The following is a 21,733-nucleotide window of genomic DNA, read 5'->3' as shown; positions in this document are numbered from 1 at the left end:
GGGCGGGGCGGTTAGAGGCGCCTCTTGGCGAAGGCGCGGCCGGACGCGGACTTCAGATATCTTTCAAAAGCGACGGCCTGCTTCTCGTCGCTGAAAGCGACGTAGGTCTTGAGCCGCCACGGTCCAAATTTGGATGTATGGGGCACTTCCCCGGCATTGTGCTTAGCCAGTCTGGCCCGCAGATCGTCGGTAATCCCGACATAGAAGTGCAGGCAATCAAGGCTCTCGAGAATGTAAACGTATTTCATCTGTTCCCCCCAACACACGGCTGACGGGGTGGATGCTAACGCATTCGGATTTCGGAGAGAGCCCGGCTCCGCCCTTCGGGCTACGCCGCGGCAGCCTTCGCTCACTTCGCTACGATGGACTATCCGGGCTTGCCGAGCCGAAGCTCGCGAAGCGAGCGAAGGCTGGTGGAGCCAGGCGGGATCGAACCGCCGACCTCTTGCATGCCATGCAAGCGCTCTCCCAGCTGAGCTATGGCCCCTTATCCAGTTGGGATGATCCTGGGGGATCGATCCCGGTCCGCGCGGCCTGGACGACTCGCGCGGCAGCACCGTTGATCATAGATCGGCGCCGATCTCAAGTCTCTTCGTCGCCTCCGACGTCACCAATGATGTCGGTGACGTCCTCATCGCCCTCTTCCTCGTCGGCGATGAAGGTCGAATCGTCGTCGTCATCGTCGTCGATGGTCTCATCGACCTCGATATCGTCCTCGGATTCGGGAACCTGGGCCTTGACCTTCCCGGTGTTCTCCTCGGCATCGGCCTCCTCGAGCGAGACCATCTCCTCGGCCTCGGCGGGCTCCGGCATGTCGGCTGCGGTCGCAGGCGAACTGACGGTGGCGCCACGGCCCCGCGGCGGGGCGATCGGCGCGATCGGCACGACTTCGCCGGTATAGGGCGAGATCACCGGATTCTTGTTGAGGTCGTAGAACTTCTTGCCCGTGGTCGGGCAAATGCGCTTGGTTCCGAGCTCGGACTTGGCCACGTGGTAATCCCAGAATTTTCCTGAAAAACGGAGCTTCACTTGGCTAGTTGAGGAGCCGCTGTCAATAGCGGTCTGCGCGCATTTGACGGGCGCGTGACGCGGTGTTGCCTATGTGATACCTGCCGCGACGCGAGAGGACACAATCTTGGCCCATTCTGACACCCCGACCTCGCTGGAATCGCGCGCGTGCGGCCCCCTGGCCGGCACGGTCCGCGTTCCCGGCGACAAATCGATTTCCCACCGCGCCCTGATCCTGGGGGCGCTTTCGGTCGGTGAAACCCGCATTTCCGGCCTCCTGGAGGGCGAGGACGTCCTCAATACCGCCAAATCCATGCGTGTCTTGGGCGCCAAAGTGGAGCGAACAGCGCCGTTTACCTGGTCGGTCGCAGGGGTCGGCGTCGGCGGCTTCGCCCAGCCTGCCGCGCCGCTCGATTTCGGCAATTCCGGCACCGGCTGCCGGCTGGTGATGGGCGCGGTGGCCGGCTGCCCGATCGCCGCCATTTTCGACGGCGACGCCTCGCTGCGCTCGCGGCCGATGCGCCGCATCCTCGACCCGCTGGAGCTGATGGGCGCCCGAACCAGCGACATCAGGGAGGGCGGCCGGCTGCCGCTCACCCTGCACGGCGCCCGCTATCCGGTGCCGATCGTCTACAAGACGCCGGTCGCCTCGGCCCAGATCAAGTCCGCGGTGCTGCTGGCGGGGCTCTCCGCCCCCGGCATCACCACTGTCATCGAGCAGGAGGCGAGCCGCGACCACACCGAGCTGATGCTGAAGCATTTCGGCGCCGATATCTCCTCCGAGCAGGAAGGCAGCCACGGCAGGCGAATCTCGCTGAACGGCGAGCCCGAGCTGCACGGCGCCAACGTCGTGGTGCCCGCCGATCCGTCCTCCGCGTCATTCCCGATCGTGGCCGCGCTGATCGTCGCAGGTTCCGATGTCGTGTTCTCCGACGTGATGACCAATCCGCTGCGCACCGGCCTGTTCACCACGCTGCGCGAGATGGGCGCCTCGATCGAGGAGAGCGATGTGCGCGGCGATGCCGGCGAGCCGATGGCGCAGCTGCGCGTGCGCGCCTCGAAGTTGAAGGGTGTCGAAGTGCCGCCGGAGCGCGCGCCGTCGATGATCGACGAGTATCTGGTGCTGGCGGTCGCGGCCGCCTTCGCCGAGGGCACCACGATCATGCGCGGCCTGCAGGAGCTGCGCGTCAAGGAATCCGACCGCCTTGAAGCCACCGCCGACATGCTGCGGGTCAACGGCGTCAAGGTCGAGGTGTCCGGCGACGATCTGATCGTCGAGGGCCGCGGCCATGTTCCAGGCGGCGGCCTCGTTGCCACGCATATGGATCACCGCATCGCGATGTCGGCGCTGGTGATGGGCTGCGCCTCCGATCGGCCGGTGAAAATCGACGATACCGGCTTCATCGCCACCAGTTTTCCGGATTTCATCCCGATGATGCGCGCGCTCGGAGCTGATTTCGCATGATCATCGCCATCGACGGACCCGCCGCCTCGGGCAAGGGCACGCTCGGCAAGCGGCTCGCCCACCACTACGGCTATCGTCATCTCGACACCGGCGTGATCTACCGTGCGGTGGCCTATGCGATGATGCAAGCTGGTGCCGAGCTCAGCAACGAGGTGCTGGCCGTGGCCGCGGCGCTCGAGCTCGACCCCGAAAAGTTCGGCAATCCGATCCTGAAGACCCAGAAGGTCGGCGATGCCGCCTCGGTGGTGTCGGCGATTCCGCAGGTTCGCGAGGTGCTGGTGAACTTCCAGCGCCAGTTCGCCGCCGATCCGCCCGGTGCGGTGCTGGACGGGCGCGACATCGGCACCGTGATCTGCCCGGATGCCGACGTGAAGATCTTCGTGGTCGCCGACCCCCGCGTGCGGGCACGGCGGCGCACGCTGGAGGCGCGCGCCCGCGGCGAGGACGCCGACGAAGAGGCGGTGCTCGCCGACATCCTCAAGCGCGACGAGCGGGACAAGAACCGGGCGATTGCGCCTCTGCGGCCGGCTCCGGACGCCCACACGCTGGACAATTCGAACCTCGATATCGAGGCCGGCGTGCGTGCCGCCATCGCCATCGTCGAGGCTGCGCGCGCCAGGCGCTAGAATCGCGGGCCGTCGCGGCGCTTTCGGCCCGAAAACCCAGCAAAATGGGGCATTTCCTGCTTGCCGAAAGTCGCATGCAGGGCTATATCAGCGCCGTTCGGAGCAGCATCGACGATGTCGAGGCCGTGTCTGAGCGGGCCGGCGATGGGTTTGAACTATTCCTCAAACGAAACCAACGCCGCATCTGGAGGAACGCCCGCTCCCAGGTCTTGCAGTCGATATTTTCGTTTCAGGCTCCGGATCAATCATACGTACCGAACGTGCAGTCTTGCTGCCGGCCCGCTGTTGCACCTCCTGCAATGAGCGGTCGTCAGGGTTTGCGGAACCCCGACACTTCACGCACGGTGCGCCCATCAACCCGAACGGCCGGCGAGATCCCGCATCTGGAGAACAAATGGTTTCGAATTCTGCGTCTTCCTATACTCCCACCCGCGATGACTTCGCGGCGATGCTTGATGAGTCCTTTGCCGGCGGCAATTTGCAGGAAAGCTCGGTCATCAAGGGCAAGGTGGTTGCAATTGAGAAGGACATGGCCGTCATCGACGTCGGCCTGAAGACCGAAGGTCGCGTTGCGCTGCGCGAATTCGCCGGCCCCGGCCGTGAAAGCGATCTCAAGGTCGGTGACGAAGTCGAGGTGTTCCTCGACCGTATCGAGAATGCGCTCGGCGAAGCCGTGCTGTCGCGCGACAAGGCGCGCCGCGAGGAAAGCTGGGGCAAGCTCGAGAAGGCGTTCCAGAACAACGAAAAGGTCAACGGGGTCATCTTCAACCAGGTCAAGGGCGGCTTCACGGTCGACCTCGACGGTGCGGTGGCCTTCCTGCCACGCTCGCAGGTCGACATTCGTCCGATCCGCGACGTTGCGCCGCTGATGAACAATTCGCAGCCGTTCCAGATCCTCAAGATGGACCGCCGCCGCGGCAACATCGTGGTGTCGCGCCGCACGGTTCTCGAAGAGACCCGCGCCGAGCAGCGCCAGGAGCTGGTGCAGAACCTCGAAGAGGGTCAGGTGATCGACGGCGTGGTCAAGAACATCACCGATTACGGTGCGTTCGTTGATCTCGGCGGCATCGACGGCCTGCTGCACGTGACCGATATCGCCTGGCGCCGCGTCAACCACCCGACCGAGGTGCTGACCATCGGCCAGACCGTGAAGGTCAAGATCATCAAGATCAACCACGAGACGCACCGCATCTCGCTCGGCATGAAGCAGCTGCTGGATGATCCGTGGCAGGGCATCGAAGGCAAGTACCCGCTGGGTGCCCGCTTCACCGGCCGCGTCACCAACATCACCGACTACGGCGCGTTCGTCGAGCTCGAGCCGGGCATCGAAGGCCTGATCCACGTCTCCGAGATGTCGTGGACCAAGAAGAACATGCACCCCGGCAAGATCGTTTCGACCTCGCAGGAAGTCGAAGTGCAGGTGCTGGAAGTGGATTCGGTCAAGCGCCGCATCTCGCTCGGTCTCAAGCAGACCATGCGCAATCCCTGGGAAGTCTTCGTCGAGAAGTTCCCGGTCGGTTCGGTGGTCGAGGGCGAGGTCAAGAACAAGACCGAGTTCGGTCTGTTCCTGGGTCTCGAGGGCGATGTCGACGGCATGGTCCACCTCTCCGACCTCGACTGGAAGCTTCCGGGCGAGCAGGTCATCGACAACTTCAAGAAGGGCGACATGGTCAAGGCCGTGGTGCTCGATGTCGATGTCGAGAAGGAGCGGATCTCGCTCGGCGTCAAGCAGCTCGAAGGCGACCCCTTCGCCGAGCCGGGCGACGTCAAGAAGGGCGCGGTCGTGACCTGCGAAGTGCTCGAAGTGAAGGAGAGCGGCATCGAGGTCCGGATTTCGGGCACCGAGTTCACCACCTTCATCAAGCGGTCCGAGCTGGCCCGCGACCGCAACGACCAGCGCGCCGAGCGCTTCGCCGTCGGCGAGAAGGTCGATGCCCGCGTCATCCAGTTCGACAAGAAGGCCCGCAAGGTGCAGGTCTCGATCAAGGCGCTGGAAGTCGCCGAAGAGAAGGAAGCCATCGCGCAGTACGGCTCCTCCGATTCGGGTGCGACGCTTGGCGATATCCTCGGCACCGCGCTGAAGAACCGCGGCACCGACAAGTAAGCGTTCGCGCGATTTGAGGCGAACAATCGGGGCTCCGGCGCAAGCCGGGGCCCTTTGCTTTGGGGCATCCGTAGCCCGGATGAAGCGAAGCGAAATCCGGGGTCCCTACGTCGCTGCGAGATCTTCCCGGATTACGCTTCGCTCCATCCGGGCTACGGGTACCTCCGAATACGGGCCTTGTTTTCTTCATATTGCGTCGCAATTGATGTATTTGGCTAAGCTGATAGTGACGCTGCGACTGCAAAACGCGCGGATTGCGCGCTGACCATTTCTGGAGAGATCGGATGTCGCTGGATTCAGACGTGATCGTCGATCGCCGCCGCATCAGGCGTAAACTGACGTTCTGGCGCGTCGCCGCCGCGGTCATTGCGATCGCGGCCATCGTCGGCGTGGGCGTGGTCGCCGCCGGCGGACGCGGCACCTTTTCGACATCGAACACGATCGCGCGGGTCAATATCGACGGACTGATCCGCAGCGACCAGGATCGCGTCGAGGCGCTGGAGCGGCTCGGCAAGTCGAGCTATGCGGCTGTTGTCGTGCACATCAATTCGCCCGGCGGTACCACCGCGGGCTCCGAGCAGCTTTACGACTCGCTGATGCAGCTGAAGGCGAAGAAGCCGCTTGTCGTCGTGGTCGAGGGATTGGCCGCCTCGGGCGGCTACATCACGGCGATCGCCTCCGATCATATCGTCGCCCAGCAGACCTCGCTGGTCGGCTCGATCGGCGTTCTGTTCCAGTATCCGAACGTTTCGGAATTGCTCAAGACTGTCGGCGTGAAGATGGAGGAGATCAAATCTTCCCCGCTGAAAGCCGCGCCGAACGGCTTCGAGCCGACCAGCCCGGAGGCCCGTGCCGCGATCGACGGTCTCGTCAAGGACTCCTATGCATGGTTCCGTGGATTGGTGAAGCAACGGCGCGGCATGGACGATGACCTGCTGGAGAAGGTCGCGGACGGTCGCGTCTTCACCGGCCGGCAGGCGGTCGATCTCAAGCTGGTCGATCAGCTGGGGGACGAGAAGACCGCGATCGCCTGGCTGGTTGCCGAGAAGAAGGTCAAAAGCGACCTGCCGGTGCGCAATTACAAGCTTAATCCGCGGTTCGGCGACCTGACCTTCCTGCGCACGGCGGCGTCCGTGACGCTCGATGCGTTCGGTCTTGGCGCGATCGCGCGGCGGATCGAGCAGGGCGGCGTGGCCGAGGCAGTCGACCGGTTCGGGCTTGACGGCATGCTGGCGCTGTGGAGCCCGGCTGGAACCAATTGATCGGCGGCCAAAGGCGTGCTCGTCAGGCTATTCCCGCTTTGCGGGAATCGCCGCATGCCCCAATTGGGCTATTTGTCACGTGATTTCACGACGCTCTAAATCGATTTAGCGTCTTGACAGTGCACGGCATTTTCACGGAAATGGGTTTCCGCAAGAGCCCGGATCCCACTTTCGATGATCAAATCCGAACTTGTTCAGCGTATCGCCGAGCACAACCCGCACCTCTACCAGCGGGATGTCGAGAACATTGTGAATGCGATTCTCGATGAAATCGTCGCGGCGCTGGCTCGTGGCGACCGTGTCGAACTGCGCGGTTTTGGCGCATTCTCGGTGAAGCACCGCCCGGCGCGCGCCGGCCGCAATCCACGCACCGGCGAGCATGTGCCGGTCGACCAGAAGAGCGTGCCGTTCTTCAAGACCGGCAAGGAAATGCGCGAGCGTCTCAACCGCGACGTGACAGAGGCGGGCGCCGCCAAGGTCGATGCGCCCAAGGCTGATGCTTAAGGTCGACGCCTAAGGCGCGACGTCAGGCGTTGCCGTGCTGCGGGCGATATGCCCGCATTTGCTCCATCGCTGCGAGAGATGGTCATGCGAAAGTTCTTCACGGCAGTGGTCGTCATTCCGCTCGGACTGATCTTCATCATCTTTGCAGTCGCCAACCGTCACTGGGTGACGGTGTCGTTCGATCCCTTCAATTCGGTGACCCCCACGGTTGCGGTCACGCTGCCGCTGTTCGTCGTCATTATCGCCTCCGCGATCCTGGGCGTGATCGCGGGCGGCATCGGAACCTGGTTCAAGCAAGGGCGCTGGCGCCGCGCGGCCCGGCAGCATGAGGCTGACGCCCGCCATGTCCGCGCCGAGCTCGCCGACCTCAGGGCCGCCGCCTCCCGGGACGACGCGCAGCGCCGTCCGGCCCCGGCCCTATCAGGTTTTTACGAGGCCGCCGGGCGAGACAAGCAGGGCGCGACGTTGTAGAACCCGCCCCGTCGGGCCGGGGTCCACCCCCCGGTTCCGGCCGCCCGAAAACCCGTTTTGAGACCCGTTTCGAGACCATGCCCCTGCTCGTCAAAATCTGCGGCCTGTCCACGCGCGAGACGCTCGACGTCGCGCTTGAGGGCGGTGCCGACATGGTGGGGTTCGTATTCTTTCCGCCGTCCCCGCGTCACATCAGCCTCGAGACCGCGCGCGAGCTCGGCAACCGCGCCAAGGGCCGCGCCGTCAAGGTCGCGCTGACCGTCGATGCCGACGATGCGACCCTGGAAAACATCGTCGAGACGCTGCGGCCGGATATCCTGCAATTGCACGGCAAGGAGACCACGGTGCGGCTGCGCGACATCAAGGCGAAGTTCGGCCTGCCGCTGATGAAGGCGCTGCCGGTCGAGACATCGGCCGACCTTGCGTCGCTGCCGGGCTATGCCGGCGTCGCCGATCGCATCCTGTTCGATGCCCGCGCGCCGAAGGATGCCACGCGGCCGGGCGGCCTCGGCGCGCCCTTCGACTGGCACGTGCTGGAAAATCTCGATCTCGCGCTGCCCTACATGGTCTCGGGCGGGCTCAACGCCGACAACGTCACTGAAGCCGTCCGCGTCACGCGCGCCGGCGGCGTCGATGTCTCGTCGGGCGTCGAGCGCACGCCCGGTGTCAAGGATCCCGAATTGATCCGCGCCTTCATCCGCGCCGCGCGCGCAACCCAAGAACTGATGGTTCGATGAATCCAAACCTGCCCAATTCCTTCCGCAGCGGCCCCGACGAGCGCGGGCATTTCGGCATTTTCGGCGGACGTTTCGTTGCGGAAACGCTGATGCCGCTGATCCTCGATCTGGAAAAAGCCTATGCCGACGCCAAGGCCGACCCGGCGTTCCAGGCCGAGATGAAGGTCTATCTGAAGGACTATGTCGGCCGGCCCTCGCCGCTCTATTTCGCCGAGCGTCTCACCGAGCATCTCGGCGGCGCCAAGATCTATCTGAAGCGCGAGGAGCTCAACCACACTGGTTCGCACAAGGTCAACAATGTGCTCGGCCAGATCATGGTCGCGCGCCGCATGGGCAAGAAGCGCATCATCGCCGAGACCGGCGCCGGCCAGCACGGGGTGGCGACGGCGACGCTGTGCGCGCGGTTCGGGCTCGAATGCGTGGTCTATATGGGCGCGGTCGACGTCGAGCGGCAGCAGCCGAACGTGATCCGCATGGAGATGCTGGGCGCCAAGGTCGTCCCGGTGCAGTCGGGCGCGCGCACGCTGAAGGACGCGATGAACGACGCGCTGCGCGATTGGGTCACCAACGTGCACAACACCTTCTATTGCATCGGCACGGTCGCGGGTCCGCACCCCTATCCGATGATGGTGCGCGATTTCCAGTCGATCATCGGCCACGAGACGCGCAAGCAGATGCAGGAGGCCGAGGGCCGCCTGCCGGATTCGCTGATCGCCTGCATCGGCGGCGGCTCCAATGCGATGGGCCTGTTCCATCCGTTCCTCGACGATCCCTTGATCGAGATCTTCGGCGTCGAGGCGGCCGGTCACGGACTGACGCAGCTGCATGCCGCTTCGCTCGCCGGCGGGCGTCCCGGCGTGCTGCATGGCAACCGCACCTATCTTTTGATGGACGCCGACGGCCAGATCGAGGAAGCGCATTCGATCTCGGCGGGTCTCGATTATCCCGGCATCGGCCCGGAGCACGCCTGGCTGCACGAGACCGGCCGCGTGAAATATCTCTCGGCGACCGACGAGGAGGCGCTGGCCGCATTCCAGCTGCTGTCGCGGCTCGAGGGCATCATCCCCGCGCTGGAATCGGCGCACGCCATCGCGAAACTGTCCGAGCTCGCACCGCAGAGGCCGAAGGATCACCTGATGGTGGTCAACCTCTCGGGCCGCGGCGACAAGGACGTGCCGCAGGTCGGCGACATCTTGAAGGCGAGGAAGAAGTGACCACCCGTATCGACGCACGTTTCGCCGAGCTGAAGCAGCAGGGCCGCTCCGCTTTCGTCACCTTCGTGATGGCCGGCGATCCCGACGCCAAGACCTCGCTCGACATATTGAAGGCGCTGCCGAAGGCCGGCGCCGACGTCATCGAGATCGGCATGCCCTTCACCGACCCGATGGCCGATGGCCCGTCGATCCAGGCCGCCGGTCTGCGCGCATTGAAGGGCGGCATGACGCTGCGCAAGACGCTGGCGATGGTCCGCGACTTCCGCAAGGACGACAACGCCACGCCGATCGTGCTGATGGGCTACTACAATCCGATCTACATCTACGGGGTCGACAGCTTCCTGGCCGATGCCAAGACCGCCGGCGTCGACGGCCTGATCATCGTCGACCTGCCGCCGGAGGAAGATACCGAGCTCTGCATCCCCGCGATGAAGGCCGGGCTGAACTTCATCCGGCTGGCGACGCCGACCACCGACGACAAGCGGCTGCCGGCGGTGCTCGCCAATACCTCGGGCTTTGTCTATTACGTCTCGATCACCGGCATCACCGGGGCCGCGACGGCCGATTCGAAGGTGGTCGCGGAAGCCGTGGCCCGCATCAAGCGGCACACCAAGCTGCCGGTCTGCGTCGGCTTCGGCATCCGCACCCCGGAGACGGCGCGCGCGATCGCCGAGAACGCCAACGGCGCGGTGGTCGGCACCGCAATCGTCGATGTGGTGCGCGCCAACCTCGATGCCGAGGGCCGTGCGACGCCGAAGACCGTGAGCGCGGTGGCGGACCTGGTGTCGGCGCTGGCGCAGGGGGTCCGGGGCGCCAAGCAGGCCGCTGAATAAGCCACATTTTGCGGCAACAAGGCCGCCGATGGCGGCTTGCCGGGCTTGCCCGGCCCGCCATATATCCAGCTGGTGCGGAACCGATCCGCATTTCGGAGCGAACCATGAATTGGCTCACCAACGTCGTCCGGCCGAAGATCCGCAACATCCTGCGGCGCGAGACGCCGGAAAACCTCTGGATCAAGTGCCCGGATTCCGGGCAGCTCGTGTTCTACAAGGACGTCGAGGCCAACCAGTTCGTGATCCCCGGCTCGAACTACCACATGCGCATGGGCGCGGTGGCGCGGCTGAAATCGATCTTCGACAATGAGACCTGGTTCGACGTCGCGCTGCCCGAAGTGACTGCGGATCCGCTGAAATTCCGCGACGAGCGCAAATATGTCGACCGTATCAAGGACGCCCGCACCAAGACCGGGCTGAACGACGCGATCAAGGTCGGCTACGGCAAGCTCGAGGGCGCCGGCGTCGTGGTCGCCGTGCAGGATTTCGATTTCATGGGCGGCTCGCTCGGCATGGCCGCCGGTGAAGCCATGGTGCGCGGGCTCGAGCTCGCGGTCGAGAAGAAGTCGCCCTTCATCGTGTTCGCCGCATCCGGCGGCGCGCGGATGCAGGAAGGCATCTTGTCGCTGATGCAGATGCCGCGCACCACCGTCGGCGTGCAGATGCTGCGCGAGGCGCGCCAGCCCTACATCGTGGTGCTGACCAATCCGACCACCGGCGGCGTCACCGCGTCCTATGCGATGCTCGGCGACATCCAGATCGCCGAGCCCGGTGCGCTGATCGGCTTTGCCGGCGCGCGCGTGATCGAGCAGACCATCCGCGAGAAGCTGCCGGACGGCTTTCAGCGCGCCGAATATCTGCGCGAGCACGGCATGGTCGACATGGTGGTGCACCGCCACGAGATGAAGGCCACGCTGGCGCGGCTGTGCCGCCTGCTGACCAAGGCGCCGGCGCTTGAATCCGCATCGAAGCCCAAGGCCGCGGTCACCGAGCCGGCCCAGATCGTCACGGCGCCGGAGACGGTGCCGGCCGCGCCGCACGCGTGACCGCAAGCGCCACCTCACCGCAAGCCTCGTTCGAGGCGTTGATCGCGCGGATATCGGCGCTGCATCCCAAGCGCATCGATCTCAGCCTCGATCGCATGCGCTGTCTGATGGAGCGGCTCGATCATCCCGAGCGCAAGCTGCCGCCGGTGATCCATGTCGCCGGTACCAACGGCAAAGGCTCGACCATCGCCTATCTGCGCGCAATCCTCGAGGCATCAGGCCTGCGCGTGCACGTCTTCACCTCGCCCTATCTGGTGCGGATCAACGAATGCTACCGGCTGGGCGCCGTCGGCGGCGGCAAGCTCGTCGGTGACGATGAGCTGCGCGAGACGTTCGAGCACTGCGAGCGCATCAACGCCGGCAATCCCATCACCATCTTCGAGATGGAAACGGCGGTGGCGTTCTGCCTGTTCGCCAAGCATCCTGCCGATGTCGCATTGCTCGAGGTCGGGCTCGGCGGCCGGCTCGATTCGACCAATGTGGTCGAGGCGCCGCTCGCCTCGGTGATCGCGCCGGTCAGCATGGACCACATGGAATTCCTCGGCGACAATCTGACGGCGATCGCCGGCGAGAAGGCCGCGATCATCAAGCGCAAGGTGCCGGTGATCTCGGCCGAGCAGGCACCGGATGCGATGGCCGTGATCGAGGCGCAGGCGAACCGCATGCGCGCGCCGCTGCATGCGGCCGGCCAGCAATGGCATGTCGGCGTCGAGCGCGGCCGGCTGGTGTATCAGGACGAGCGCGGTCTGCTGGATCTCGCCGCGCCGAAACTGTTCGGCCGGCACCAGTTCGACAATGCTGGCCTTGCGATTGCGACCCTGCGCGCGATCGACGCATTCAAGCTCAACATCGCGGCCTTTGAAGCCGGCATCGTCAATGCGGAATGGCCGGCGCGAATGCAGCGGCTGGTTTCCGGCACTCTCGTCGGACAGGGGCCGCAGGGCTCCGAGGTCTGGCTCGACGGCGGGCACAATGCCGAGGGCGGCCGCGTCGCGGCCGCGGCGCTCGGCGATCTCGAGGAGCGCGTGTCGCGGCCGCTGGTCGTGATCGTCGGGATGATTGCCAACAAGGACGCCAACGCTTTCCTCGCCAATTTCGCCGGACTGACCCGCCACATCATCGCGGTCCCGGTGCCCGGCCGCGACAACGGCATGGCGCCGGACAGACTGGCTGACGCCGCGCGGGCGCTCGGCATGCGGGTCGAGATCGCTGATGGCGTCGCCGCCGCGCTGCAACGGCTTGCGATGCTGGCCTATGAGGTGCCGCCGCGCATCCTGATCACGGGCTCGCTGTATCTGGCCGGTCCCGTGCTTGCGGCCAACGGCACGCCTCCTGCATGATGGCGGTGTCGTAGCCCGGATGGAGCGAAGCGAAATCCGGGGCGGCTCGATCCGCGGACACAGGGCCCCGGATTACGCTTCGCTCCATCCGGGCTACGGGACGTCGCGCTTGAGGACAGGACAATACCATGCGTTTTGCTGCGATCGCCGACATCCACGGCAACCATCTCGCGCTCGAAGCCGTGCTGTCGGACATCCGCGCGCAGGGAATTTCCGACATCGTCGATCTCGGCGATATGGTGAGCGGGCCGCTCGACGCCCGGCCCACCATCGATATGCTGACGGCGCTCGATGCGGTCCATCTGCTCGGCAATCATGACCGCTACCTGATCGACCGTCCGCACGAGAAAATGGGCTCTTGGGAGCGGCTGACCTATACCCAGCTCGAGCCGCGGCATCTCGACTGGCTGCGCACGCTGCCGGCGAATTCGATCTATCGCGACGAGGTTTTCCTCTGTCATGCAACGCCCCAGAATGACGAGACCTATTGGCTCGAGACGGTGCTGCCGGGCGGCGAAGTCTGCATGTCCTCGCTGGAAGCGATCGAGGCGAGAGCGGCCGGCGTGCCGCAATCGCTGATCCTCTGCGCACACACGCACACTGCGCGCGCCGTGCGGCTTCGCGACGGCCGGCTGATCGTCAATCCCGGCAGCGTCGGCTCGCCCGGCTATCGCGCCGGCAAGCCGCATCCGCATGTCGTCGAGGCCGGTTCGCCCGATGCGCGCTATGCGATCCTCGAGCAGGTCGATGGGGGCTGGGACGTAACCTTCCGCCACATCCCCTACGACCACGCGGCAATGGCGGCGCTGGCGCGGCAGCACGGCCAGGCCGAACTCGCCTCGGCGCTGGCGACGGGATGGATTCGCTGATCCGTAGCCCGGATGAAGCACAGCGAAATCCGGGACCGCGACATCCGCGGGCACGGCATTCCCGGATTGCGCTGCGCTCCATCCGGGCTACGAAGCGCGCAAACAAAACGGCCGGCTCATCGCCGGCCGTTTGCACAAATCAGCTAATTCGAATCGGATCAGACCGCAGCGGTGATCCACTGCTGCAGCTTGGCCTTCGGCGCGGCACCGACCTGACGGGACGCCATCTCGCCGCCCTTGAAGATCATCAGGGTCGGGATCGACATCACGCCATACTTCGATGCGGTCTTCGGGCTCTCGTCGACGTTGAGCTTCACGATCTTGACCTTGTCGCCCATCGCGCCGGAAATCTCATCGAGAGCGGGCGCGATCATGCGGCAGGGGCCGCACCACTCGGCCCAGAAGTCGACGACCACCGGCCCGGTCGCCTTGAGCACTTCGGCTTCGAAATCGGCGTCAGAAACCTTGCCAACGGCCATATGAGTACCTCGTTCGGTTGAGACAAAAGGGCGCGGTTGGGAATCGCGCCCGGGAGCATGGGGCAAACGTATGAACGCCCCCTTGCCGGGTCAAGCTTGCTCACGCCGACATGAACTTATGCCAGGGCAGCGTCCAGCGCGGAGGCGGAAATCTCCATGATTTCAGTCGTTTCGGTCCAGAGCAGGGCGGCCCGCACGGGCAGCTGGGGATAAAGCCTGGCGAGCACCGCGCGGTACAGGGCGAGCTGCCGGACATAGCCCCGCGGCGCCTCGGCTGCCGTCTTGGGCGGGGCATGGTTGGTCTTGAAATCGACGATCAGGACGTCGGTTGGCGTCACCACTAGGCGGTCGATCTGGCCGGAGACCAGCGCCTTCGGCTGGCCCGGCCGCTCCAGCCGCCCGACGATCGAGACCTCGGCGCGGCTGCCCGGCGCGAACACCGCGGCAAAGCGCGGATCGGCGATCAGGCCGAGCACCTGATCGGCAAGCGCGGCCTGCTCCTGTTCGCTCCAGCCGTCGGCATTGCGCGCGAGGTAGCCGAGCGCGGCGGCGCGCCGCCGCTCGAGGGCGACGTCGGGCAGCGACTGCAGCAGCCGGTGCACCAGCGTGCCGCGTTGAAGGGCGCGGGCGCGTAGCAGCACCGATTCGCCGGTCCGGATCGGATGGCTGTCGCCGTCAGCCGGATCGGACGGACGCAGCATGCTCGCCGCTGATGCTTCCGGTGCGGCCGCAGCACGCAGCCAGGACGGCAACGCGATCGGCACCGCGGCCGCTGACGCGGTCGCACCGGTGAGATCGGCGACGTCATCCGGCCGCGAATAGCGCATCACCTTGCCGCCTGGCGTCTCCAGCTCCTCGAGCTTGAGCCCGGAACCGGCGAGGCCCTTGGTGATCAGATCGTACCAGGACGATTTCCGCACCGTGTTCATGTTGCCGGGCATGCAGCCGCCGACGATCAGCCGGTCGGCGGCGCGGGTCATCGCGACATAGAGCAGGCGGCGATACTCGTCCTCGGTGTCGCCGAGCATCGCCTTGCGCGCCTCGGCGACGCCGGGCGGATCCTCGGCCTTCTTGCCGGCCCACACCACGACGCCGGGCGCGTTCGGCGCGGCATTGCCCTGCGGCAGATGGATCAGCCGCAGCCGCTGCGTGTCCGACGGCGAGGTCGTGGTGTCGACCAGGAACACGACCGATGCCTCGAGGCCCTTGGCGCCGTGTACGGTCATGACGCGGACCTCGTCGCGCGAAATCTCCATGTCGCGCTTCACCTCGGTGTCGGCGGCGCGCAGCCAGGCGACGAAGCCCTGCAGCGAGGCCGGCGCCTTGCGCTCATAGCTCAGCGCAAGCTCGAGGAATTCGTCGAGCGCGTCGTTGGCTTCATGGCCGAGCCGGCGCAGGATGCGCGCCCGCCCGCCATCGCCGCCGAGCAGCCAGGCGTAGAACGCGAACGGCGTCTCCTCGGTGAAGCGGCGCTCGCATTGTTCGAGACGGCGCAGCGCGGCCGAAAATCGTTCGTCGGTCGGTGCCTGCGCGGCCAGTGCCTCGCGCAGCGAGCCGCGACGCTGATACGCCAGCTTGAACAAATCGTCGTCGTCGAGGCCGAACAGCGGGCTCTTCAGCGCCACCGCGAGCGCCAGATCGTCCTGCGGCAGCAGCAGCGCATCGGCGAGGTTCATCAGGTCGATGATCGCGATGTGCTCGGTCAGCTTCAGCCGGTCGGCGCCGGCGACCGGGATGCCCGCGTGCTTCAGCGCCTGGATCACCGCGTCGAAGGCGTTGCCGCGCCGCCGCACCAGGATCAGCATGTCGCCATAGCTGAGCGGCCGCCGTCCGCCGGCGCTGCCGGTCATGGTGCCGCTGGCAACGAGGCGCTTGATCTCGGCCTGGATGCGCCTTGCCAGCTTCACCTCGGGGCTGGTCACCGAGACGCCGTCGAACGGCGCGCGCCAGCCCTCGATGTCCTGGCGATCGTCGGCCACGGCGAGATCCCAGAGCTCGATCTGGCTGGGGCCGGCGTCAGTCATCGCGTTGTGGATCGGGTAGCCGTTCTCGACTGCGTGAATGCTGCGGAAGATCTCCTGCTCGCGGAACACATGGTCGACCGAGTGCAGGATCACCGGCCCCGAGCGGAACGAATAGGTGAACGACACCGGATCGAATTTCAGCCCGGCTTCCTCGAACCGCCGCTTCAGCTCGCGCCGGCGCAGGTCGAATTCGCGCGGCGCCGCGCCCTGGAACGAGAAGATCGACTGCTTCTCGTCGCCGACCGCGAACACGGTGCGCACCAGGCCGTCGCGCGCGCCGGCGCCGGAGGTGAATTCCGAGATGATGTGCGCGACGATGTCCCATTGCCGCGGGCTGGTATCCTGCGCCTCGTCGATCAGCACGTGATCGACGCCGCGGTCGAGCTTGTAATGCACCCAGCCCGACGAGACGCGGTCGAGCATCGCCAGCGTCTTGTCGATCAGATCGTCATAGTCGAGCAGGCCGCGTTCCAGCTTCTCGCGCCGGTAGTGCGCGGCGGCCGCGGTCGCGATGTGGATCAGCGCCTCGGTGCGGTCGCGCGCGACCACGGCGCGGCGGCGCTCGATCAACGGACCGAGCCGATCGATCTCCGCCTCGAACCGATGGCCCGCGACCGTATTTTTCTTGATGAAACTGTTGGTGACGACAGACGCGCGCGGGGCGCGTTCATCGGTCAGGAAGACGCCGAGATATTCGTCGGCCTGGGCTGCACCGGTGAAGGTCAGCGCGCTCCGCAGCCGTTCGGCCTGCTTCTGATCCGCCTTGCTGCTGGTATCGAGGAGCGTCGCCATCTCCTTCCAGCTCGCGCGCGGCAGGTTCGGCCCGTCGACGATCTCGCGCTCGACCTCCTCGATGCGATCATCGGCGGAGACGCCGAGCGCGGCCGACATCTGCGCTGCGGCGGCCGCGGCGTTGCCGGCGGCATCGGTCCAGGCCATGAAATGGTCGCGGCTGAGGCAGGCCTCGCGGACCACCTCCTTGAAAGTGACGTCGGCGGCATTTGCCATCGCCGTCCGCAGCGCGCGGCCGATCGGACTGTCGGGAATCCGCGAGGCTTCGAGGAACACCGCGAGATTGGCGCGCTCCATCATCTCGTTCTGGTCGCGGTCGTCGAGCACGGCAAAGCGCGCCGGCACGTTGGCCTCGAACGGAAACTGCTGCAGCAGGCGGGTGCACAGCGCGTGGATGGTCTGCACCTTCAAGCCGCCGGGCGTCTCCAGCGCACAGGCAAACAGCTTGCGCGCCTCGCGCCGCAGCGTGGCGGAAGGATAGGCAATGCCGGCCTCTCGGATCGCTGCGTTGAGCGCATCGTCGTCGAGCGTCACCCAATGGCCGAGCGTCGTGAAGACGCGCTCGGCCATGTTCGCGGCAGCCGCCTTGGTGAAGGTGATGCAGAGGATCTTTTCCGGCGGCACGCCCGACAGCAGCAGGCGGATGACGCGCTGCACCAGCACATGGGTCTTGCCTGAGCCGGCATTGGCCGACACGAAGGTCGACGCTTTCGGATCGGACGCACGCGCCTGCGCGTCGCGCACGGCGGGCGGAATCGGACGGGGCGCCTTCACCATTCCTCGATCCCCAGGCCGCCGGCGGCGGACCATTCCTTGATACGCGCGAGGTCGTCATAGGCGCCGTAGCGGTTGGCCCACATCGAGAGGTTCAGCGAGGTGTAGGCCTGCTGCTCGTCGTCGAAGGCGCGGATCAGGGCCTCCAGCTTGCGCCGCGCGCTGTCGGCGGCCTCATCGGGCGGCTGCGGCGTGTCGTTGGTCTTGATCTTCAGCTCCAGCGAACGCTGCTCGCCCGGCGGATTGTTGCCGCTCAGCCTGACATAGACGAGGTCGCCGACCGAGGAGTCGGCCGGGATGTCGGCGAAGCCGCCCTCGCGCAGGATCGCGGCTTCCAGGGTGAGCTGCGGCGACAGGCCCATCCGCACCTGCTTGCCGGTCGGCGGCTGGCCGGTCTTGTAGTCGAGGATCGCAAAGCTGCCGTCATCGCGCCGCTCGATGCGATCGGCGCGCGCCGAGAGCGTGAAGGTCCTGGCATCGTCGAGCGGGATGCCGATCTCGCCGCGGATCTCGGCCTTGATGGAAGCGATACTGCCGCGCCGGGCCTGCTCCCATTCGGCAAACCATCCTGCGATGCGCTGGAAGCGCGGCCACCACAGCGCCCGCGCCTCGGGCCGCTCCATCAGCGGCGCAAAGTATTTGGCCCCGATCTCGCGCAGCGTGCGCAGGGTGTCAGCGGGCAGCGCGTCGGCATAGACCTGCGTGAACTCGCCGAGCGCCTCGTGAATCGCCGAGCCGCGATCGGCCGCCGACAACGGCATGTCGACGGGGTCGAGCGGATCGAGATCGAGGATATAGCGCGCGTAGATCGTGTAGGGATCGCGCAGCCAGTCCTCGATCGCGGTGACAGACATTTTCAGCGGACGTGCCTCGCGCGGCGGCCGCGGCTCCGGCTGCGGGATCGGCTCGACCTTGTCGGGCCGGTCGAGCTCGGCGGCATATTGCACGTAAGTTTCGCCGGCCGATGTCGCGGCCTTCCAGCGCGCCTCGCCCGCCACCGCTTCGAGCCGATGCAGGAAGCGCGAGGCGACCGCCGGCGCGCCGCCGACTTTTGCGGCGTGGGTGAGGATCACCTCGTCATGGCCGAGTAGCTGCGCAAAGTCGTGCGCGGAAAGCCCGATGCGGCGCTCGGGAAGGTCGAGCCCGAGCTCGTGCCGCATCGGCCGGCTCAACCACGGATCGATCCGCGGCGCCGGCGGCCAGACGCCCTCGACCAGGCCGCCGAGGATGACGCGATCGGATTCGGTGAGACGGGCTTCGAGCTGGCCGAAGATGTTGAGCTGCGCGCGCGCCGATTCCGGCCGCCGCACCATGCGGTCGGCGAACGCGGTCTGGAACACCTCGGGATAATCGGCGAGCGGCGTCATCAGCCCACTCGGCTGCTGTTTGGCGAGCAGCTCGTCGAACGCGGACGCCAGCGACGCACCGGCGCGCTCCTCGAACACGACCGCAACGCCGTTCTGGTCGCCGGACAGCGCGATCAGGGCCTCGCGGTGGCGCGCGGCGAGCTCGGCGAAATCATGGGGTTTTGACGACGCCATGCCTTCGAGCGGCGCCATCGCCGCCTGCAATCTGGCGATCAGGCCCTCGGCCTGGTTGAGCTCGTTGTCGCGCAGCCGGGCGCGCGGCTCCATGGCGTGCAGCGACGAGGTCTCGCCGCCGTGCAGCTTGACCAGCTCGGCGCGGAAGCGCGCGAAGTCGCGGGCGAGGCCGCCGGTCCCGGCTTGCGGCCGCGTGCCGCGCAGCAGCGCGATCTCCAGCACCTCGATCGCGCGCCGCAGCGCGCCATGCGAACCGCCGAGCCGGAACAGCGGATGCTTGAGCAGCGCGAGCAATGTCGGCGGCTCCAGCCCGTTGGCCGCGGCCTCCGCGGTCAGGCGGGCGAACACGCCGGCCGGCGTTTCCATCAGTGCATCGCCGCCGGAATCGTCGAACTCGAGCTTCCAGCGCGTCAGCGACGCCATCACGCGGCGCGCCAGCGCGCGATCCGGCGTCACCAGCGCGGCCGATTTGCCGAGATGCCGCGCCTCGCGCATCGCCACCGCGATCGCCAGCGCCTCCATTTCCGGATTGGGCGCCTCGACCACGGTGAGGTTGGTCATCCCGGCGGAAATCCGCGCCACGATCTCCGGCCGTTCCAGCCGGTCATGCCACTGCGCGGTTGCGGTCGAGGGACGCATCGTCTCCGACACCAGCACCTCGCGGCCGAGCGGCGCCGGCTCGGCAAGGCTCTCGACATCGCGGCGCTTGATGCCGAAGCGGTCGAGCAAAGCGTGCATCGCGAATTGCGGATGGTTCGACGAGGGCGGCGTTACGAACCTGCCGTCGTCGCCGCGTTCGCCGCCGATCGTGTCCCAGGAGTCCTCGTCGAGATCGGTGTCGAGCCCGGGCAGCACCACGGCACCGTTCGGCAGCTTCGCCACCGCGTGCAGGAATTTCGCCGTCGCCGGCATCGAGCCGGTCGAACCGGCGGCGATCACCGGGCCCCCGCGGTGTGCGGTCAGCCGCGCCGCCTCCGCCTCGATCAGCAGATCGCGGCGCGCGGCGGGTTCGATCCGGCCGATCTCCTTGAGGTAGTTCGGCCAGGCGTCGCGCGCGATGCGCAGGAAGTCGAGCGAGTGCTGCCAATATTTGTCGAGCTGGTCCGGCACCAGGCGGTCGAGCGCGCGCCAGTCGACGCCGCGCGTCACCATGTCGTCCATCAGCCGCGCCAGATCGCCGGCGAGTTGCAGCGTCGAAGCCGGGCCGCCGACCACCAGCGGCGCCGACACCGGCGTCTTCGCCCAGGCCGCGACCAGATGCGCCAGGGTCAGCCGGCGCTCGAGCTCGCCGAGCCTTGGCGGAATCTCCAACGGGGCGGCGCCGCCGACGTCTTCGCTTTGGTCGGCGAAGGCAAGTTCGTCCTCATCGATGTCGCCAAGCGCGACGATGCGCGGCAGCACGGCGGCGTCGGACTCGAGCACATCGAGGAAGATTTCCCGCGCCAGCCGTCCGGCACGGCGGGTCGGCAGATACAGCGTGGCATTGGCGAGCCTTGCCGGATCGCTCTGCGCCTCGAATCCCGCGACCAGCCGGCCATCGACCAGCGCCGAGATGACGGTGCGCAGGAACGGCGCAGAAACGGGAACACTGAAGACGCGCATGGGCTGCCTGATTCGAATCCGGCGCCAATATAGGGAGCGGCGGCCATCGTTAGCCACCCCTGTCGAAGAACCGTCACCGCTCAATATCGCAATCGGCCGGCGCAGCGATCGACGGCATCCAGGAACCAGCGCAACGCCGGATCCCGGGCAGCGCGGCTCGTATGGATCAGGTCGATCGCGAAGGCGGGGATGTCGATCGGCGGCGCGACGACGGCAATGTTGGCCAGATGCGTGAAGCGCCGGCTGACGCGCTCGGACATCGTGGCGATGAGATCGGTGCCGGCCACGGCGAACGGAACGGCCACCACATGCGCGAGCGTCACCGCCACCCGTCGCTTCAGCCCATGGCGGGCCAGCAGCGCGTCGACCACGCTCGGCAGGCCGTCGCCGCCGGCCGCCGAGAACAGCGCGTGCGGCAGGCTCGCGTAATCTTCCAGACTGAGGCGCTCCGATCGGTTCGTGCGCGTGGTATCGCGGACGCAGACGAAGTGTTCCTCGAACAGCCGGTGCCGGACACAGCGCGGCGAGTCGGGCAGGTGCCCGCCGATCAGCGCATCGAGCTCGCCGCGCTCCAGCTTCACCAGCGCCACCGTCGCATCGGTGAGCGGGCGCACGGCAAGGTCAATGCCGGGCGCTTCGATGCGCAGCAGCCGGGTCAGTTCCGGTACCACAACGAGATCGCCATAGTCGGTCGCGGGGATGGTGATGCGCCGTCGCGCGATCGCCGGATCGAAGCCCTGAGCGGGCGCCAACGCGCCCCGAATCTGCCGCAGCGCTTCGCCGATCGGCCCGGCCAGCGCCAGCGCCTTTTCGGTCGGCTGCATGCCCGCGCCGGCGCGCAGGAACAGCTCGTCCGCAAACAGCGCACGCAGCCTCCGCAACGCGCTGCTCATGGACGGCTGGGCGAGCCCGATGCGCTCGGCCGCCCGGGTGACGTGGCGCTCCTCCATCAGCGCCTCGAAGGCGACCAGCAGGTTGAGATCGATGGCGGCTAAATTCATCGTGACAATAGTGCATATAACAATAATCGATTTCAACAATG

At 66.6% G+C, this 21,733-nt stretch carries 18 protein-coding genes and 1 tRNA gene; 13 read left to right on the top strand and 6 right to left on the bottom strand.

Annotation, left to right across the window (positions count from 1 at the left end; genetic code table 11):
- Nucleotides 1-272, top strand: a 272-nt coding sequence (locus tag I6F38_RS43840; protein ID WP_249794452.1) for a hypothetical protein, incomplete at its 5' end; no start/stop codon positions are given.
- 139 nt (nucleotides 273-411) lie between these two features.
- Here the strand turns inward: I6F38_RS43840 and I6F38_RS38820 are convergent.
- Nucleotides 412-487 (bottom strand) — tRNA-Ala (locus I6F38_RS38820).
- A 95-nt stretch (nucleotides 488-582) separates the two neighbouring features.
- Complete coding sequence (locus I6F38_RS38815; RefSeq protein WP_057020408.1) at nucleotides 583-990, bottom strand: TIGR02300 family protein; 408 nt, start codon at nucleotides 988-990, stop codon at nucleotides 583-585.
- Nucleotides 991-1,135: 145 nt separating this feature from the next.
- Here I6F38_RS38815 and aroA point away from each other — a divergent pair, with 145 nt between their 5' ends.
- From aroA to I6F38_RS38755, 12 genes are all read left to right on the top strand, one after another.
- A complete protein-coding gene (gene aroA / locus I6F38_RS38810; RefSeq protein WP_225164134.1) occupies nucleotides 1,136-2,473 on the top strand; it encodes a 3-phosphoshikimate 1-carboxyvinyltransferase in 1,338 nt (445 codons plus the stop codon).
- The gene (gene cmk, locus I6F38_RS38805) at nucleotides 2,470-3,099 is read left to right on the top strand and encodes a (d)CMP kinase (protein ID WP_018269281.1); all 630 of its coding nucleotides are present in this window, start codon (nucleotides 2,470-2,472) and stop codon (nucleotides 3,097-3,099) included. The genes aroA and cmk overlap by 4 nt, the downstream gene beginning before the upstream one ends.
- A gap of 394 nt (nucleotides 3,100-3,493) precedes the next feature.
- Nucleotides 3,494-5,203, top strand: a complete 1,710-nt coding sequence (gene rpsA, locus I6F38_RS38800) for a 30S ribosomal protein S1 (RefSeq protein ID WP_028337539.1) — start codon at nucleotides 3,494-3,496, stop codon at nucleotides 5,201-5,203.
- Between the two features lie 284 nt (nucleotides 5,204-5,487).
- Nucleotides 5,488-6,465 carry a signal peptide peptidase SppA gene (gene sppA / locus I6F38_RS38795; protein WP_057020411.1) on the top strand — a complete coding sequence of 326 codons (978 nt, stop codon included), beginning with the start codon at nucleotides 5,488-5,490 and terminating at the stop codon, nucleotides 6,463-6,465.
- 174 nt (nucleotides 6,466-6,639) lie between these two features.
- Complete coding sequence (locus I6F38_RS38790; RefSeq protein ID WP_016847379.1) at nucleotides 6,640-6,969, top strand: integration host factor subunit beta; 330 nt, start codon at nucleotides 6,640-6,642, stop codon at nucleotides 6,967-6,969.
- Nucleotides 6,970-7,053: 84 nt separating this feature from the next.
- Nucleotides 7,054-7,440 carry a LapA family protein gene (locus tag I6F38_RS38785; RefSeq protein ID WP_225164133.1) on the top strand — a complete coding sequence of 129 codons (387 nt, stop codon included), beginning with the start codon at nucleotides 7,054-7,056 and terminating at the stop codon, nucleotides 7,438-7,440.
- Nucleotides 7,441-7,517: 77 nt separating this feature from the next.
- Entirely contained in the window at nucleotides 7,518-8,177 is a 660-nt protein-coding gene (locus tag I6F38_RS38780; protein ID WP_225164132.1) for a phosphoribosylanthranilate isomerase, read from the top strand.
- Nucleotides 8,174-9,391, top strand: a complete 1,218-nt coding sequence (trpB, locus tag I6F38_RS38775) for a tryptophan synthase subunit beta (RefSeq protein WP_225164131.1) — start codon at nucleotides 8,174-8,176, stop codon at nucleotides 9,389-9,391. Before I6F38_RS38780 ends, trpB begins: the two co-directional genes overlap by 4 nt.
- Nucleotides 9,388-10,224 (top strand): tryptophan synthase subunit alpha, encoded by an 837-nt coding sequence (gene trpA / locus I6F38_RS38770; RefSeq protein WP_092081071.1) that lies wholly within the window; start codon nucleotides 9,388-9,390, stop codon nucleotides 10,222-10,224. The genes trpB and trpA overlap by 4 nt, the downstream gene beginning before the upstream one ends.
- A 104-nt stretch (nucleotides 10,225-10,328) precedes the next feature.
- Nucleotides 10,329-11,270, top strand: coding sequence for an acetyl-CoA carboxylase, carboxyltransferase subunit beta (gene accD, locus I6F38_RS38765; RefSeq protein WP_057020415.1), 942 nt, complete (start codon nucleotides 10,329-10,331; stop codon nucleotides 11,268-11,270).
- A gap of 95 nt (nucleotides 11,271-11,365) precedes the next feature.
- Nucleotides 11,366-12,610, top strand: coding sequence for a folylpolyglutamate synthase/dihydrofolate synthase family protein (locus tag I6F38_RS38760; RefSeq protein ID WP_225164136.1), 1,245 nt, complete (start codon nucleotides 11,366-11,368; stop codon nucleotides 12,608-12,610).
- A gap of 128 nt (nucleotides 12,611-12,738) precedes the next feature.
- Entirely contained in the window at nucleotides 12,739-13,479 is a 741-nt protein-coding gene (locus I6F38_RS38755) for a metallophosphoesterase family protein (RefSeq protein ID WP_225164130.1), read from the top strand.
- 158 nt (nucleotides 13,480-13,637) lie between these two features.
- Here the strand turns inward: I6F38_RS38755 and trxA are convergent, their stop codons facing one another.
- The 4 genes from trxA to I6F38_RS38735 all read right to left on the bottom strand — a co-directional run bounded on the left by trxA (nucleotide 13,638) and on the right by I6F38_RS38735 (nucleotide 21,728).
- Nucleotides 13,638-13,958 (bottom strand): thioredoxin, encoded by a 321-nt coding sequence (gene trxA / locus I6F38_RS38750; protein ID WP_016847387.1) that lies wholly within the window; start codon nucleotides 13,956-13,958, stop codon nucleotides 13,638-13,640.
- A 116-nt stretch (nucleotides 13,959-14,074) separates the two neighbouring features.
- On the bottom strand, nucleotides 14,075-17,551 hold the full coding sequence (gene addA / locus I6F38_RS38745) for a double-strand break repair helicase AddA (protein WP_225164129.1): 3,477 nt from the start codon (nucleotides 17,549-17,551) through the stop codon (nucleotides 14,075-14,077).
- Nucleotides 17,545-20,691 carry a double-strand break repair protein AddB gene (addB, locus tag I6F38_RS38740; protein WP_225164128.1) on the bottom strand — a complete coding sequence of 1,049 codons (3,147 nt, stop codon included), beginning with the start codon at nucleotides 20,689-20,691 and terminating at the stop codon, nucleotides 17,545-17,547. The genes addA and addB overlap by 7 nt, the downstream gene beginning before the upstream one ends.
- 80 nt (nucleotides 20,692-20,771) lie before the next feature.
- On the bottom strand, nucleotides 20,772-21,728 hold the full coding sequence (locus tag I6F38_RS38735; RefSeq protein WP_225164127.1) for a LysR family transcriptional regulator: 957 nt from the start codon (nucleotides 21,726-21,728) through the stop codon (nucleotides 20,772-20,774).
- Nucleotides 21,729-21,733 lie beyond the last annotated feature (5 nt).

This window comes from Bradyrhizobium sp. BRP56 (assembly GCF_020194035.1).
Lineage (GTDB): Bacteria > Pseudomonadota > Alphaproteobacteria > Rhizobiales > Xanthobacteraceae > Bradyrhizobium > Bradyrhizobium australafricanum.
This window is presented reverse-complemented; position numbering and strand designations above follow the sequence as displayed.

Coding starts and splice junctions, on each gene's coding strand:
- rpsA (WP_028337539.1), top strand. CDS start 3,494: ATGGTTTCGAATTCTGCGTCTTCCTATACTCCCACCCGCGATGACTTC.
- I6F38_RS38755 (WP_225164130.1), top strand. CDS start 12,739: ATGCGTTTTGCTGCGATCGCCGACATCCACGGCAACCATCTCGCGCTC.
- I6F38_RS38760 (WP_225164136.1), top strand. CDS start 11,366: ATGCGCTGTCTGATGGAGCGGCTCGATCATCCCGAGCGCAAGCTGCCG.
- I6F38_RS38780 (WP_225164132.1), top strand. CDS start 7,518: ATGCCCCTGCTCGTCAAAATCTGCGGCCTGTCCACGCGCGAGACGCTC.
- sppA (WP_057020411.1), top strand. CDS start 5,488: ATGTCGCTGGATTCAGACGTGATCGTCGATCGCCGCCGCATCAGGCGT.
- trxA (WP_016847387.1), bottom strand. CDS start 13,958: ATGGCCGTTGGCAAGGTTTCTGACGCCGATTTCGAAGCCGAAGTGCTC.
- accD (WP_057020415.1), top strand. CDS start 10,329: ATGAATTGGCTCACCAACGTCGTCCGGCCGAAGATCCGCAACATCCTG.
- addB (WP_225164128.1), bottom strand. CDS start 20,691: ATGCGCGTCTTCAGTGTTCCCGTTTCTGCGCCGTTCCTGCGCACCGTC.
- I6F38_RS38790 (WP_016847379.1), top strand. CDS start 6,640: ATGATCAAATCCGAACTTGTTCAGCGTATCGCCGAGCACAACCCGCAC.
- I6F38_RS38785 (WP_225164133.1), top strand. CDS start 7,054: ATGCGAAAGTTCTTCACGGCAGTGGTCGTCATTCCGCTCGGACTGATC.
- trpB (WP_225164131.1), top strand. CDS start 8,174: ATGAATCCAAACCTGCCCAATTCCTTCCGCAGCGGCCCCGACGAGCGC.
- cmk (WP_018269281.1), top strand. CDS start 2,470: ATGATCATCGCCATCGACGGACCCGCCGCCTCGGGCAAGGGCACGCTC.
- addA (WP_225164129.1), bottom strand. CDS start 17,551: ATGGTGAAGGCGCCCCGTCCGATTCCGCCCGCCGTGCGCGACGCGCAG.